Here is a 13,828-nt window from a genome sequence, read left to right as displayed (position 1 = left end):
CAAGCGGGTATGCGCGCAAATGAGATTGCACGAGCTTTGTGACAGGTAGGCATACGCCTGGAATTTGAGAGGCCCATGTCGATCCATTGCAGTCCGGTCGACGGGTATTGTTATTGGCGGGCAGTCTGCCGGATGAGGCCGGAACCCTTGGGTTCCTACCGGCAAAAAGTTTCTTAGAAGTATGGGGTGACTCGTCGGTCACATTTCGGCCGACGTCCTGATTCAAGCAGGGGTCACATCATTGCGCAAGTGCCGTTGGTAAATTGTTCGACAACTTTCTGCTGAGCGGTCGCGCGCTTAGATCGATCCGATCTCTTCGTCGGTCAGCGGGCGGTATTCGCCCGGTTTCAAGGTGTCGTCGAGTACCAGCGACCCCATGCGTTCGCGATGCAGGCGCATCACCTTGTTGTCGAAGTGGCCGAACATGCGCTTGACCTGGTGATAGCGGCCCTCGACGATGCTCAGGCGTGCGCATTTTGGCCCGAGCAGCTCTAGCCCGGCGGGTTGCGTGGTGAGGTCTTCGAAGGCGAAGTACAGCCCTTCGTTGAATTTGATCGCGTACTCGGGGCCGATGTCCTGCTCGGTTTCGACGTAATAGACCTTGGGCAGTTTGGTCTGCGGCTGGGTCAGGCGCCGCGACCAGCTGCCGTCGTTGGTGATCAGCATCAGGCCGGTGGTGTTGAAGTCCAGGCGTCCGGCGATGTGCAGTTCGTCCTTGTCCGGTTCATGGATCAAATCGAGCACGGTCGGGTGCTGCGGATCCCGGGTGGCGCTGACGCATCCGGCGGGCTTGTGCAACATGAAATGGCGCAGGGGTTTACCGACTTGCAGCACCTCGTTGTCGACTTCGACGCGGCTGAATTCGCGGACTTCGCTGTGCGGGTCGCTGACGACTTTTCCGTCAACCCTGACGCGTTTTTCCACCAGCAACAAGCGCACCTGCTTACGGTTGAAGCACGGCAGGTTGCTGAGGAAACGGTCGACACGCATGACTTAAGGATCGGTAAGGACAGGGGCGCGCATCTTACTTGATCGACCCGGACGCTGCTTGCAACTGCGCCTCGACTTCAGCGCAGCGCGGGCACAGGCACGAGGCGTCGCGCAGTTCCGCCGGCAGCGCCTGGAGCACCGCCGGGTCGATGCTGACGCCGTAGCACCAGCAGGCGCGGTCGGCGGTTCGCGGATCGGCCAGGGTGCAGTCGTTGGGTGCACCGCAGGCCGGGCAGAGGTCAGGCTGGTTCATAGCTGGAGTGAGGTTTTTCCGCGCAGGTTCGGTTACGGCCAGTTTGCTTGGCCCGATACATCGCATGATCCGCCCGTGACAGCAGGCTGTGCAAGGTGTCATCGGGCTGCTGGGTGGTGAGGCCGATGCTGACGGTCACATGCAAGGCCTGACTGTTGTAGGCATAGCGCTGTTGTTCCACGTGCTGACGAATTTTCTCGGCAATCATCAGACCGGTCTTACCGTTGGTGTCCTTGAGCAGCACGATGAACTCTTCACCACCCCAGCGGCAGACGATGTCGGAGTGCCGCAGGCAACTTTCCAGATCCCGGGCGAAACCGATCAGTACCTGGTCGCCGGCCAGGTGGCCGTAGGTGTCGTTCAGCGCCTTGAAGTGGTCCAGGTCCAGCAGCAAAGCGGTCAGCGGCTTGGGCTCGCGCCGGGCTTCGTGCATGGCCTGCGCGGCCAGCAGGTCGAAGCCGCGACGGTTGGGCAGTGCGGTCAGGCTGTCGAGGATGGCCTGGGCCTGGATCTTGTCCTGATAGCGTTTGATCACCCGGTTGAGCAGGGCCAGCACGATCAAGGTGACCAGCAGGCAGATCAGCAGGTTGAGGTACAGCGACTGGCGGATTTCACCGAGGGCGCTGTCTTCGCGTTTGTCGACGAACAGGTACCAGTTCAGCTCCGGGATAAACCGCACGTTGAGGAAATGCCCCTGGCCCTGCACGGAGTATTCATAGCTGCCGCTGTGGGGTTTGGGCAGCCGACTGACCAGGTCTTTCATGCTGTCGAGTTCACTGAGTTTCTGCCCGATGTGCGCGCCCTGCGGCCCCCCTTCGGCGCCGGTGAGTACCAGGCGCCCGAAGTTGTCGACGAAATACACACTGCGTTGATAACGCTGCTGGTACTTGTCGATCAGCTTGATCACGGCGTCGACGGTCAGGCCAACCCCGGCCGCGCCGATGAATCGGCTGTTGTAGTCGTAGACCTTGTAGTTGATGAAGAAGGTCAGGTTGTCCTTGTTGGCGAGATCCGGGTCGACGTTGATCTCGTACGGATCCTTCATGTCCCGCACGCGAAAGTACCAGGCATCGCGGGGCTCGGTGGTCTTGACCTGCTTGAGCACACCCTTGGCGTGGTAGTAGGTCAGGCTGGTGTTGGAGACGAAGAACGCGGTGTAGGCGCCGTAGTGGGTCATGACCTCGTTGAGGTAACGGGTCATCTGGTCGGAGTCCTTTTCACCATTGACCACCCAGTCGCGCATGAAGGTGTCGCGGGCCATCATCGAGGAAATCAGGATTGGCCTGACGAGGTCTTTCTGGATTTCCGAGTAGACCGTATCCGATGTCAGCGGCAGTTCGGTGTTGACGATGTTGTCGCGGATCGAGGCCCGGGAGGCGTAGTAACTGAGGAAGGAGGTGGCGAGGAAACCTGCGCCCAGCAATGCGACCAGCGTGAGCACCAACGAACGTTGAGAGTACAGCGGCGAGCGAAGCGGCATGGCAGTTCCATTGGCAGTCATCCGATGGTTGCATTCTAATGGCACTGCGGGGAAATAGCTGCTCCATGTGTGCCGCGAATGGTCGTCCCCACATTCCACGAAGGGTTACGCCCGCCGCCAGCGTGAATGAGGCGGCACTTTGATGGTGCTCGTGTGCACCGCATTGGAACCTGTCCGCCGCTGATCAGACGGTGGGTGCAACGTCGCACTTGGCAGGGGATTGCCAGTCAAAACAGGTGTAAGTCGGAGCGTGCCGACTGCTGTTACAGGTCTTTACGGAGGCCGCCATGTTGCGTCGATTATTGTTAGGTGCAGTACTGGGTCTTGGATTGTCTGGCTGCTACTACTACGCCGGTCCTGCCGACGTCTACGGGGGACCTTATTACTACCCCGGCTACTACTCGCCCTATTACTACGGTTACTACGGTCCGCGTTATTACGGTGGTTATCGCGCCTATTACTACGGTGGGCATGGTTACTACCGTGGCCACGGCGGCGGACATCATGGCGGTGGACATCGAGGTGGCCACCGTTAATCAGGGCGCGAACGAATGAAAAACCTTTCATCGGCCAGATGTTTCCACTTGTTTCGAGGGCGCACCAGATTCCGAATTCGGTGTCTGATCTTTCGACAGTCACCGAACATTTGTCTGTCGCCTGCCAGCGTCGCTGGTGTGGCTTACCCGCGGTCCAGGAGGCCGCCATGCTCTGTCGAATTCTTCTGTTAGCTGTGTTGGGATTGTCCCTTGGTGGGTGCGTGCCTTATTACGATGAAGGAGGCAGTTACTACAGTTCCGAGGTCTATACCTCGCCATCGCCAACCTATTACGCCGGGGGGAGTTCCTACTACTCCAATGGTGGCGGTTACTACACACCGCCGCCCCGGTACTACGTGCCGCCAGCGCGGTATTACCAGCCGACACCGCGCTATTACTCACAGCCACGGATCTATCAACCGTCGCGCTATTACTCGCAGCCGCGGATGTATCAACCATCGCGCCATTACCAGTCGGCCCCTCGTTACTATCAGCCGTCGCGTGGCGACTACCGCACGCATCAGAACCATGGCTGGGACGGCCGTAACCGCGGGAACTGGAACAACGACTATCGCGGAAACGGTCGAGGCTATCGCAGCGGGCGGGGCGGCCACCGATAGCTTTGTACAAAACACAACTCTGAATGTGGGAGCGAGCTTGCTCGCGAAGGCGGAGTGTCAGTCAACATCAATGTTGCTGAGATGACGCTTTCGCGAGCAAGCCCGCTCCCACAGTGTTGTGTGCAGTTTTCAGTATTCGGACAAATCCGCCAGCGGATGCCGACCTTCCCAAGCCTTGTGAAAATGCGCCTCTACCACCGCGTCCGGCACGTTGTTGATGTCCGGCCAGTGCCAGTGCGGCTTCTGGTCCTTGTCGATCAGCCGGGCACGTACGCCTTCGCTGAATTCCGGATGCCGACAGCAGTTGAGGCTCAGGGTGTATTCCATCTGGAAGACTTCGGCCAATGACAGGTGTCGGGCACGAATGATCTGCTCCCACACCAGACGAGCGGTCAGCGGAGCGCCTTCGCTCAGGGTCCTGGCTGCGCGGCTCAGCAACAGGTCGGTGTGATCGCGCAAGGCGCTGATGGCCTTCCAGGCGCAACGCACGTCGCTGACATCCAGCAGTTCGTCGATCTGCTGGCGGCGCGGCAGCCACTGGGCTTCGGGCATCTGCGCCGCGGCTTCCTGCTGCAAGGCCTTGAGCAGGCTGTTGAGCTGCATGGGTGTCTGTTCCTGCCAGTTCAATTGCAACAGGCCTTCGATCAATTCCGGCTGCTGCTCATCGAGCAGGAAACGATCGGCCAGGTCCAGGTCGATGGCATCGCGGCCGTTCATGTGCGCACCGGTCAGGCCCAGGAACAACCCGAGCTTGCCGGGCAGGCGCGACAGAAACCAACTGGCGCCAACGTCAGGGTACAGGCCGATGCTGATCTCCGGCATGGCCAAGCGGCTGCTCGGCGTGACGATGCGAATGCCTGCCCCTTGCAACAGTCCCATGCCACCGCCGAGCACATAGCCGTGGCCCCAGCAGATCAGCGGTTTCGGGTAGGTATGAAGTTTGAAGTCCAGGCGATATTCCGCCGCAAAGAACTGCGCGGCCAGTGGCGGTACTTCGCCCGGATGGACGCGACAGGCTTCCACCAGGCTGCGCACTTCGCCGCCGGCGCAAAAGGCCTTGGCACCGTTGCCGCGCAATAGAACGCAGACGATCTGCGGATCCTTGGCCCAGGCCCCCATTCGGTCGCGCAGGGCGTTGATCATCGGCAGGGACAGGGCGTTCAGGGACTTTTCGGCATCCAGGCTGGCGATGCCGATGCGCGCGCCGTCGGTGCCGGTGAGTTCTTCGAAGTGCAGATTCATCGTGACCTCGATCGGGAATTTGAGGGTTAAGTATGATCGCTGTGTGGGAAAGTGCCGGATCTGCGTCAGATCAATTGACAAGCGTGATGCGCTTTCCTAGGGTTCGCCCCATTGTTTTTGCCGGATGTAACCATGACTGCTGACGACCGTATCAAACTCGAACCGGGCTGGAAGGAGGCACTGCGTGCCGAATTCGACCAGCCCTACATGGCAGAGTTGCGAAACTTCCTGCAACAGGAGCGGGCGGCCGGTAAGGAGATCTATCCGCCGGGGCCGATGATTTTCAACGCGCTCAATTCCACGCCGCTGGACAAGGTCAAGGTAGTGATCCTCGGGCAGGACCCTTATCACGGCCCGGGCCAGGCCCATGGCCTGTGCTTCTCGGTGCAACCGGGCGTGCCGGCGCCGCCGTCGCTGGTGAACATTTATAAAGAGCTCAAACGCGACCTGAACATCGACATTCCCAGCCATGGCTACTTGCAAAGCTGGGCCGAGCAGGGCGTGTTGATGCTCAATACCACCATGACCGTGGAGCGTGCCAACGCCAATGCGCACAAGGACAAGGGCTGGCAGTTTTTCACGGATCGAATCATTGAAGTGGTCAGCCAACAGCAACCGCACCTGGTCTTCATGCTGTGGGGCGCCCATGCCCAGAGCAAGCAGAAGCTGATCGATGCGACCAAGCATCTGGTGTTGACTTCGGTGCATCCGTCACCGCTGTCGGCCTATCGCGGCTTTCTCGGTTGCGGGCACTTCAGCCGGACCAATAAATTTCTGGAACAGAATGGCGAGACGCCGATCGAGTGGCGGTTGCCGCCGGTTTGATGGGCTGAGCAAGAGGGCCCCATCGCGAGCAAGCTCGCTCCCACAAGGATCACGCGAACCCTGTGGGAGCGAGCTTGCTCGCGATGAAGGCAACTCGGTCTATCAGACTGAATCCGGATCGCGGTTCCAGTACTTGAACAACGGCTCCGCCAGAAACAACACAAACAACAGCCGCATCACCTGCATCGCCGTCACCAGCGGCACCGACAGTTGCAGGGTTTCCGCTGTCAGGCTCATCTCGGCAATCCCGCCGGGCATCATGCCCAAGGTCAGTGAGCGCAGATCCAGATGGGTCAGCGCACTCAACCCCAATGCCGCCGCCGTGGCGATCAGCATGGTCAACACCGTGCCGATCAGGGTGCGCCCCATGAACGACGGCGCACGCCGGAAAAACTGCCGGTTGAAGTGACAGCCCAGACCGCTGCCGATCAACCATTGGCCAATCTGGCTACCGCCGTCGGGCAAGCCGATGTGCAGGTCCCAGCCGATGCTGACGGCCGCACTGACCAGCAGCGGCCCGAACAGCCAGGGGTTGGGTTGACGCAGGCGCTCCCAGATCCAGGCCGCCAACGCGCCAGCGGGAAACAATACCGCCAGCCAGCGCCAATCGATGCTACCAGCGTGGGAAATCGGCGCACCGTCCCCCAACAAATACTTGAAGGCTGCCGGCACGCACAGCACCACCACCAACACCCGCAAACTCTGCCCCGCCGCCACACGGCTGAGCACCGCACCATTGCGGGCGCCGAGGTTGACCATCTCCCCGGAACCGCCGGGCATGCTGGAAAAGAACGCCGTGGCGCGATCTTCTCCGGTACGGCGCATCAGCCACACGCCGACCACGGCGGACAGGCTGGTGATCAACGCACCAAAGAAAATCAAACCGAAATGACTCAGCACCTGCTCCATCACCACCGGGGTGAAGTGCAGGCCAATGCCGATACCGACGATCCACTGGCCGCACTTGCGCCCGCCAGGGATTTCGGCCAATTGCCAGGGTGTCAGGCAGCGCACGAGGATGATCGCCAGCAACGAGCCGACCATCCACGGCAAAGGCCAGCCGACCTGGCTGGCGAGATAACCGCCCAGCAGGCCGACCAGCGGGGTTCCCCACCAGAGTTTGAAGGGGGACCGATCAGACATCGGCGACAACGCGTTGCGCCACTGAACGTTTACGCCAGATACGCACAATCGGCACCAGCAACATGACCACGATCAACCCCCAGACACCGACGGTGATGCCGCTCGACCAGAGGATGTCCAGCGAACCGTTGGAGATCGACAACGCCCGACGCAGGTTCTGCTCCATCAAGCCGCCAAGGATGAAACCCAGTAGCACCGGCGACAGCGGGAAGTCGAGCTTGCGCAGGATGTAGCCGAAGATGCCGATACCGATCATCAGGAACAGGTCGAAGGTGGTGGCATGCACCGCGTACACGCCGATAGCGGTGATGATCGCAATCATCGGCACCAGCGCCCAGTTCGGCACGGCGAGGATTTTGGTGAAGATGCGGATCATCGGGATATTGAGGATCACCAGCATGATGTTGGCGATAAACAATGACGCAATCAGGCCCCAGACGATGTCCGGTTGCTGTTGGAACAGCAGGGGGCCGGGCGTGATGTTGTACAGCGACAGCGCACCGATCATCACCGCCGTGGTGCCCGAGCCGGGAACACCGAGGGTCAGCATCGGCACCAACGCGCCGCAGGCTTCGGCACCGATGGCGGTTTCCGGGGCCGCAAGACCGCGTTTGTCGCCCTGGCCGAATTTGCCGCTTGGGCCGGCAATGCGTTTCTCGGTCATGTAGGCCACCGCACTGGCCAGCGTCGCTCCGGCACCCGGCAGTACGCCCATGATGAAGCCGAGCACGCCACAACGCATGTTCACCCAGAACACCGAAGCGGCTTCCTTGAAGTTGAACAGCATGCGCCCGGTCGCCTGGAAGGCTTCCTGGCCACGGTGGGTTTTTTCCAGCAGCAACAGGATTTCACTGATGGAGAACAGGCCCAGCACCAGCACTACGAATTGAATGCCGTCGGTGAGGTGGATGTTATCGCCGGTGAAGCGGTACACACCGCTGTTGGCATCAATGCCGACCGTCGACAGAAACAGCCCGATCAGCGCGGCGATGAAGGTCTTGAGCGGGCGGTCGCCGGCCATGCCGCCGAGACAGACAATCGCAAACACCATCAGCACGAAGTATTCCGCCGGGCCGAAGGCAATCGCCCATTTCGCCAGTATCGGCGCGAACACCACCATCCCGCAGGTGGCAATGAAAGCGCCGATGAACGAACTCCAGGCCGACAGCGACAGGGCAACACCGGCCAGGCCTTGACGGGCCATCGGGTAGCCGTCGAGGGTCGTCATCACGGTGGAGGCTTCGCCGGGAATGTTCAGCAGGATCGAACTGATCCGGCCGCCGTATTCGCAACCCAGATACACCGCCGCCAGCAGGATCAATGCCGACTCCGGCGGCAGGCCCAGTGCGAACGCAATCGGGATCAGCAATGCCACACCGTTGATCGGCCCCAGCCCCGGCAGCAGGCCGACGACGGTGCCGATCAGCGTGCCGCTGAGGGCGGTCACCAGGTTGTAAGGGGTTAGTGCGACGCCGAAGCCGTGACTCAAATAACCAAGCGTATCCATATCAGTTCTCCAGAACGTCGAGCAGGCCCAGAGGCAGTGGCACGTCCATGACTTTGTCGAACAGCAGGTACAGACCGACGCTCATCAGGCTGATGATTATCGCGCCCGGCAGCCAGCGTCCGCCGTACAGGCGAGCCATCGGTATGCCAACCAGCATGCTGCTGAGAATGAAGCCCAGCGGTTCGAACAGCCCGGCGAAGACCAGCAGCAACAGTACGCAAACACCTATTTTGGTCAGGGTTTCGCGATCCAGCGGTGGCTCTTCTTCGGTGTGCTTGATCGGCGAAGGGCGATACACCATGTACACCAGCGCCAGGCCCATCAGTCCCAGCATCAGCAGGGGGAAGGCTCGCGGGCCGATCGGTTCGTAGGAAAAAGGTGCCTGGTACGGCCAGGCCATCGCCACCAGGCTGAGGCAGGCCAGCAACAGCACCGAAGCAAAAATGCGTTGTAAGAGCATGGGGAACTCCTGTGCCGCGACTCCGCCAAACGGAGCCGCGGCCGCTAGACAGAGGCGATCACTGGATCAGGCCGAACTCTTTGGCCAGCACTTTGTAGTCCGCAACCTGCTTCTTCACGTAGGTGTCCAGTTCCGGGCCGGTCATGGCGAACGGGAACAGTTCACGCTGGTCGCGCAGCTTGGCGAACTCGGGGGAGGCCAGCAGCTTGTCGAAGGAGTCCTTCCACCAGGCATAGTCTTCATCGCTGACTTTTGGCCCGAGGTAGAAGCCGCGAACCACCGGCCAGACGATGTCGTAGCCTTGCTCGCGGGCTGTCGGAATGTCCTTCATTTCCGGCTCGTCCAGGCGCTTGTCGGAGAACACCGCCAGCAGGCGCATGTCGCCGCTCTGGATGTGCGGCATGGAGTCGGAGATGTCGGTGCTGCCGACCTGGATGTGGCCGCCGAGCAGGGCGGTAGCAATCTCGCCGCCACCTTCGAGGGCAACGTAACGCAGGTCACGGGGGTTGATCCCGGCGGCCTTGGCGATCAGCGCGGTTTGCATCCAGTCCTGGCTGCCGACGGTGCCGCCGGAGCCGATCACCACTTTGCTCGGATCTTTCTTCAGTGCCTGGACCAGATCGTCGAGGGTCTTGTAGGGCGAATCGCTTTTCACCGCGATGGCGCCATAGCTGGTGCCAACGGCAGCCAGCCAGCGCACGTGGCTTTCATCGAAACGACCGAACTTGCCCTGGGCCAGGTTCAGCAGCGAACCACTGGACCAGGCCACCAGGGTGCCAGCATCGGCCGGACGTTGGGCGACCACTGCGTTGTAGGCTACTGCGCCAACGCCGCCGGGCATGTAGGTCACGCGCATCGGTTTGGTCAGCAGTTTTTCGTTGATCAGCGCGCTTTGCGCCAGTTTGCAGGTCAGGTCGAAACCGCCGCCGGGCGAGGCCGGTGCGATGCATTCCGGGCGTTTGGGTTCGGCAAGCACATGGCCGGTAAACAGCAGTACGCTGGCCGCGAGGGCAATTTTACGCATTGACAGGTTCATTCAAGTCTCCTTGGGAGTTGTTGTTATGGACGCACTGAATTACCAAAGGGCAACGCTATAGCTCACCAGCAGACGCACTTCATCGGCATCGCGAGCAGAGTAGTTAGAGCGGTAGGTGGCATTGCGCAGGCGCACGGCGACATCCTTGAGCGCGCCGCTTTGTACAACATATTTAATCTCGGAGTTGCGTTCCCACTCTTTGCCTTCGTCACCATTCTTGAGCTTGATGTTGTCACCGCTCACGTAACGGCTCATGAAGGTCAGGCCGGGGACGCCGAGGGTGACGAAGTCGAAGTCATAACGCGCTTGCCAGGAGCGTTCTTCGGCGCCGGCAAAGTCGTTGATCTGCACGAAGTTCACCAGGTACGGGTCGGCGCCATCCACATACGGGAATGCGCTGTCGCCGGACATGTGCTGGTAGCCCGCGCTGAACTTGTGGCCGCTCAAGGCGTAACTCACCAGGCCGTTGAGGGACTTGTTGTCGATCTTGCCGCCGCGGGCCTCGCCCTGGTCATCGCTGATGGCAAACCGCAGGTCGGTACCAAAAGTGCCGGGGCCGAATGGCTGCGAAGCGATCAAACCGAGGAAATGCTGGTTGTAGACTTCATCGAGTTGCGCGAAGTGGTAGCTGCCGGTGATCTTGTCGGTGAGCTTGTAGTCCAGGCCGCCAAAATCAAAGTGCTTGCCGGCCACGGTGCCAGCGAAACGGCCGTTCTTGTTGTTGAGGGCAATGTCCTCGAAGTCGGTGCTGTCACGGTCCTTGGCTTTATCCAGACGCCCGCCGGTGAAAGTCAGGTTCTTGAGCTCTTTGGATGTCAGCATGCCGCCCTCGAAGGTCTGCGGCAGGATGCGCCCGTCATTGGGCTTGAGGATCGGCAGTTCCGGGATCAGGGTGCCGACTTTCAGCTCGCTGGCGGAGATTTTCATTTTGCCGGTCAGGCCGAGCTTGGAGTATTCGTCGACGGCGCGCCCATCGTCGGTCGGCAGCAGGCCGGTACCGGTACGGTCCGGGCTCGAATCGAGCTTGACCCCCATCATGCCCAGCGCATCGACACCGAACCCCACGGTGCCGTCGGTGTAGCCTGATTTCAGATTGAGCATGAACCCCTGGGCCCACTCGTCACGCTTGGACTGTTGGGCGCTGGTGCCGTCGCGAAAGTCGCGATTGAAGTACATGTTGCGGGTTTCGAAAGTGGCCGAGCTGTCTTCGAAGAATGCGGCCTGGCTCAACGGCGAAAAGCCGGCAAGGGCGGCAGCGCTGGCAAGCGCAGTGTGGCTGAAACGGGAGAGGCGGGCAGGCGCGATAGCCTGGGTCTGCAGGGACTGCATGGATGACTTACTCCGTTTATTGTTCTTATTTGTCGAAAACGCTTCGAGGCGTTTTTCGTATCGCTGTGTGGCTGCAGCGACGGCAGTCGAAACTGTCCGTGGCTGGACTGTAACGGGCTAACCTTTCGCTAACCTTTCAGCTTACTTTCACGGTTTTCGGGCTTCACAGCGGCGGTTGCGGCTGTAAACTTCGCGCCAGAGAATGGCGTCGACCATCCCGGAATGAGGTAAAGATCCATGCGTGTTCTGCTCGTCGAAGACCATTTGCAGCTCGCCGAAAGTGTCGCCCAGGCGCTCAAGAGCACCGGGCTGACCGTGGACGTCCTGCACGATGGCGTGGCGGCCGACCTGGCGCTGGGCAGCGAGGAATACGCCATGGCGATCCTCGATGTCGGCTTGCCGCGCATGGATGGTTTCGAAGTGCTGGCGCGTTTGCGGGCGCGGGGCAAGAACCTGCCGGTGTTGATGCTGACCGCCCGCAGCGACGTCAAGGACCGGGTCCACGGCCTCAACCTCGGCGCCGACGACTACCTGGCCAAGCCGTTCGAACTGACCGAACTCGAAGCCCGGGTCAAAGCCTTGTTGCGCCGCAGCGTGCTGGGCGGTGAGCGCATTCAGCGTTGCGGTGTGCTGGCCTACGACCTGGAAACCCGGCGTTTCACCCTCGGTGAAGAATTGCTGACCCTGACCTCCCGCGAACAGGCCGTGCTCGAAGCCCTGATCGCGCGCCCCGGTCGGGTGATGAGCAAGGAGCAGCTGGCGTCGCAAGTGTTCGGTCTCGACGAAGAAGCCAGCCCCGATGCCATCGAAATCTACGTGCACCGCCTGCGCAAGAAACTCGACGGCCAGCCGGTCGCCATCGTGACTTTTCGCGGCCTCGGTTACTTGCTGGAAAGCCGCGATGCATAAGCCCAGCAGCCTGCGCTGGCGGTTGCTGTGGAACCTGGCGCTGTTGCTGGTGGTGTTGATGCTGGCCAGTGGTTTGAGCGCCTACTGGAACGGACGCGAAGCTGCCGACACGGCCTATGACCGGACCCTGTTGGCGTCGGCGCGAACCATCGCTGCCGGCGTCTCTCAGCGCGACGGCACCCTGAGTGCCGACGTGCCCTATGTGGCCCTCGATACCTTTGCCTACGACAGTGCCGGGCGAATTTTCTACCTGGTCAACGACATCAATCAGAAGCTGATTTCCGGTTACGAAAACCTGCCGGCGCCACCGCCGGGAACGCCGCGCACCGATGACTATCCGGCGCTCGCACGTTTCTACAACGCCCAGTACCGCGGGCAGAACGTGCGCGTGGTGAGCCTGCTCAAGCCCGTGAGCGAGCCGAACATGAATGGCATGGCGGAAATTCGCGTGGCGGAAACCGATGAAGCGCGCGTCAGCATGGCCCGCAGTCTGGCGGCGGATACTTTGCTGCGCCTGGGCATGCTGGCAATCGGTGCGTTGATGCTGGTGTGGTTCGCGGTGAGTGCTGCGTTGCGCCCGCTGGAGCGCTTGCGCACGGCGGTGGAAGAGCGCCAGCCGGACGATCTGCGCCCCTTGCCTTTGGTGGAAGTGCAGCGCGAATTGTGGCCGCTGGTGCGCGCACTCAATCACTTTACCGAGCGCTTGCGTGGCCAGTTCGAGAAGCAGGCACAATTCATCGCCGACGCCGCCCACGAACTGCGCACGCCGCTGGCGGCACTCAAGGCGCGCCTGGAGCTGGGCCAGCGCTCGGCTGAGCCCGATGTCTGGCGCAGCACCCTGGAGAATGCCGCCCAGAGCACTGATCGATTGACTCATCTGGCCAATCAGTTGCTTTCCCTGGCGCGGGTCGAAAATGGTGCCCGGGCGATTGCCGAGGGCGGCGCGCAGTTACTCGACCTGAGTCAGTTGGCACGGGAACTGGGCATGGCCATGGCGCCGTTGGCCCACAAGCGTGGTATCGCGCTGGCGCTGGAGGCGGATGAACCGGTCTGGCTGCGGGGCGAGCCGACGTTATTGAACGAGCTGCTGAGCAATCTGGTGGATAACGCATTGGCCCACACGCCGCCGGGTGGCAACGTGATTCTGCGGGTCTCGGCGCCCGCCGTGCTGGAAGTCGAAGATGATGGCCCCGGCATTCCTCTTGAAGAACGCGATCGGGTATTCGAGCGCTTTTATCGCCGCAATCAGCAAGTGGCCGGTTCCGGATTGGGGTTGGCGATTGTCGGTGAGATCTGCCGCGCGCATCTGGCCCAGATCAGCCTGCACGATGGCGAGCGGGCGGGGTTGAAGGTGCGGGTGAGTTTTATCTCCGGGGAGTAACACAACATCTGTGGCGAGGGGGCTTGTCGGAATGCCGCACCACCCCGTTCGGCTGCGCAGCAGTCGTAAACCTGACTATGCGGTGTGCCTGGCTTACACGGTCGCAGGTTTTGGGGC

At 61.1% G+C, this 13,828-nt stretch carries 14 protein-coding genes; 5 read left to right on the top strand and 9 right to left on the bottom strand.

Annotation, left to right across the window (positions count from 1 at the left end; all coding sequences use genetic code 11):
* Positions 1–297: 297 nt before the first annotated feature.
* The 3 genes from ABIE16_RS04420 to ABIE16_RS04410 are packed head-to-tail and all read right to left on the bottom strand — an operon-like array spanning position 298 to position 2,723.
* Positions 298–990, bottom strand: a complete 693-nt coding sequence (locus ABIE16_RS04420; RefSeq protein WP_102672061.1) for a pseudouridine synthase — start codon at positions 988–990, stop codon at positions 298–300.
* A 34-nt stretch (positions 991–1,024) separates the two neighbouring features.
* On the bottom strand, positions 1,025–1,243 hold the full coding sequence (locus ABIE16_RS04415) for a cysteine-rich CWC family protein (protein WP_008050697.1): 219 nt from the start codon (positions 1,241–1,243) through the stop codon (positions 1,025–1,027).
* The gene (locus ABIE16_RS04410; protein ID WP_429520621.1) at positions 1,230–2,723 is read right to left on the bottom strand and encodes a sensor domain-containing diguanylate cyclase; all 1,494 of its coding nucleotides are present in this window, start codon (positions 2,721–2,723) and stop codon (positions 1,230–1,232) included. The genes ABIE16_RS04415 and ABIE16_RS04410 overlap by 14 nt, the downstream gene beginning before the upstream one ends.
* Before the next feature lie 287 nt (positions 2,724–3,010).
* Here ABIE16_RS04410 and ABIE16_RS04405 point away from each other — a divergent pair, with 287 nt between their 5' ends.
* Together ABIE16_RS04405 and ABIE16_RS04400 are read left to right on the top strand one after the other, a co-directional pair.
* Positions 3,011–3,259 (top strand): hypothetical protein, encoded by a 249-nt coding sequence (locus ABIE16_RS04405; RefSeq protein ID WP_102672051.1) that lies wholly within the window; start codon positions 3,011–3,013, stop codon positions 3,257–3,259.
* 167 nt (positions 3,260–3,426) lie between these two features.
* Positions 3,427–3,879: a hypothetical protein gene (locus ABIE16_RS04400; RefSeq protein WP_079246795.1), complete on the top strand. Its 453-nt coding sequence runs from the start codon at positions 3,427–3,429 to the stop codon at positions 3,877–3,879.
* 129 nt (positions 3,880–4,008) lie between these two features.
* Here the strand turns inward: ABIE16_RS04400 and ABIE16_RS04395 are convergent, their stop codons facing one another.
* Positions 4,009–5,121 carry an enoyl-CoA hydratase/isomerase family protein gene (locus tag ABIE16_RS04395; protein WP_218495105.1) on the bottom strand — a complete coding sequence of 371 codons (1,113 nt, stop codon included), beginning with the start codon at positions 5,119–5,121 and terminating at the stop codon, positions 4,009–4,011.
* A 132-nt stretch (positions 5,122–5,253) separates the two neighbouring features.
* Here ABIE16_RS04395 and ung point away from each other — a divergent pair, with 132 nt between their 5' ends.
* On the top strand, positions 5,254–5,946 hold the full coding sequence (gene ung, locus ABIE16_RS04390) for a uracil-DNA glycosylase (protein ID WP_218495106.1): 693 nt from the start codon (positions 5,254–5,256) through the stop codon (positions 5,944–5,946).
* A gap of 102 nt (positions 5,947–6,048) precedes the next feature.
* On the opposite strand, the gene ABIE16_RS04385 is transcribed toward ung, so the two are convergent.
* From ABIE16_RS04385 to ABIE16_RS04365, 5 genes are read right to left on the bottom strand one after another with little or no spacing between them, the layout of a single operon-like run.
* Complete coding sequence (locus tag ABIE16_RS04385) at positions 6,049–7,089, bottom strand: AbrB family transcriptional regulator (protein WP_429520620.1); 1,041 nt, start codon at positions 7,087–7,089, stop codon at positions 6,049–6,051.
* On the bottom strand, positions 7,082–8,596 hold the full coding sequence (locus ABIE16_RS04380) for a tripartite tricarboxylate transporter permease (RefSeq protein ID WP_057716033.1): 1,515 nt from the start codon (positions 8,594–8,596) through the stop codon (positions 7,082–7,084). The genes ABIE16_RS04385 and ABIE16_RS04380 overlap by 8 nt, the downstream gene beginning before the upstream one ends.
* Before the next feature lies 1 nt (position 8,597).
* Positions 8,598–9,056: a tripartite tricarboxylate transporter TctB family protein gene (locus tag ABIE16_RS04375; protein WP_429520619.1), complete on the bottom strand. Its 459-nt coding sequence runs from the start codon at positions 9,054–9,056 to the stop codon at positions 8,598–8,600.
* Between the two features lie 58 nt (positions 9,057–9,114).
* Entirely contained in the window at positions 9,115–10,092 is a 978-nt protein-coding gene (locus ABIE16_RS04370) for a Bug family tripartite tricarboxylate transporter substrate binding protein (RefSeq protein WP_218495108.1), read from the bottom strand.
* A gap of 39 nt (positions 10,093–10,131) precedes the next feature.
* On the bottom strand, positions 10,132–11,421 hold the full coding sequence (locus ABIE16_RS04365; protein ID WP_102672046.1) for an OprD family porin: 1,290 nt from the start codon (positions 11,419–11,421) through the stop codon (positions 10,132–10,134).
* Positions 11,422–11,658: 237 nt separating this feature from the next.
* On the opposite strand from ABIE16_RS04365, the gene ABIE16_RS04360 reads away from it, so the two are divergent.
* Together ABIE16_RS04360 and ABIE16_RS04355 are read left to right on the top strand one after the other, a co-directional pair.
* Positions 11,659–12,330 (top strand): response regulator, encoded by a 672-nt coding sequence (locus ABIE16_RS04360; protein WP_007979804.1) that lies wholly within the window; start codon positions 11,659–11,661, stop codon positions 12,328–12,330.
* A complete protein-coding gene (locus ABIE16_RS04355; RefSeq protein ID WP_057716029.1) occupies positions 12,323–13,711 on the top strand; it encodes a sensor histidine kinase in 1,389 nt (462 codons plus the stop codon). The genes ABIE16_RS04360 and ABIE16_RS04355 overlap by 8 nt, the downstream gene beginning before the upstream one ends.
* The last annotated feature ends 117 nt before the right edge of the window (positions 13,712–13,828 follow it).

Origin of the sequence: Pseudomonas sp. 2725, from assembly GCF_050434585.1 — a bacterium.
Classification (GTDB): domain Bacteria; phylum Pseudomonadota; class Gammaproteobacteria; order Pseudomonadales; family Pseudomonadaceae; genus Aquipseudomonas; species Aquipseudomonas jessenii.
Note: the sequence above shows the minus strand (reverse complement) of the source record. Positions and strands in the feature narration are given on the sequence as shown.

Excerpts from the sequence above, each read along its gene's own strand:
- ABIE16_RS04420 (WP_102672061.1), bottom strand. The coding sequence starts at position 990 with ATGCGTGTCGACCGTTTCCTCAGCAACCTGCCGTGCTTCAACCGTAAG.
- ABIE16_RS04415 (WP_008050697.1), bottom strand. The coding sequence starts at position 1,243 with ATGAACCAGCCTGACCTCTGCCCGGCCTGCGGTGCACCCAACGACTGC.
- ABIE16_RS04410 (WP_429520621.1), bottom strand. The coding sequence starts at position 2,723 with ATGCCGCTTCGCTCGCCGCTGTACTCTCAACGTTCGTTGGTGCTCACG.
- ABIE16_RS04405 (WP_102672051.1), top strand. The coding sequence starts at position 3,011 with ATGTTGCGTCGATTATTGTTAGGTGCAGTACTGGGTCTTGGATTGTCT.
- ABIE16_RS04400 (WP_079246795.1), top strand. The coding sequence starts at position 3,427 with ATGCTCTGTCGAATTCTTCTGTTAGCTGTGTTGGGATTGTCCCTTGGT.
- ABIE16_RS04395 (WP_218495105.1), bottom strand. The coding sequence starts at position 5,121 with ATGAATCTGCACTTCGAAGAACTCACCGGCACCGACGGCGCGCGCATC.
- ung (WP_218495106.1), top strand. The coding sequence starts at position 5,254 with ATGACTGCTGACGACCGTATCAAACTCGAACCGGGCTGGAAGGAGGCA.
- ABIE16_RS04385 (WP_429520620.1), bottom strand. The coding sequence starts at position 7,089 with ATGTCTGATCGGTCCCCCTTCAAACTCTGGTGGGGAACCCCGCTGGTC.
- ABIE16_RS04380 (WP_057716033.1), bottom strand. The coding sequence starts at position 8,596 with ATGGATACGCTTGGTTATTTGAGTCACGGCTTCGGCGTCGCACTAACC.
- ABIE16_RS04375 (WP_429520619.1), bottom strand. The coding sequence starts at position 9,056 with ATGCTCTTACAACGCATTTTTGCTTCGGTGCTGTTGCTGGCCTGCCTC.
- ABIE16_RS04370 (WP_218495108.1), bottom strand. The coding sequence starts at position 10,092 with ATGAACCTGTCAATGCGTAAAATTGCCCTCGCGGCCAGCGTACTGCTG.
- ABIE16_RS04365 (WP_102672046.1), bottom strand. The coding sequence starts at position 11,421 with ATGCAGTCCCTGCAGACCCAGGCTATCGCGCCTGCCCGCCTCTCCCGT.
- ABIE16_RS04360 (WP_007979804.1), top strand. The coding sequence starts at position 11,659 with ATGCGTGTTCTGCTCGTCGAAGACCATTTGCAGCTCGCCGAAAGTGTC.
- ABIE16_RS04355 (WP_057716029.1), top strand. The coding sequence starts at position 12,323 with ATGCATAAGCCCAGCAGCCTGCGCTGGCGGTTGCTGTGGAACCTGGCG.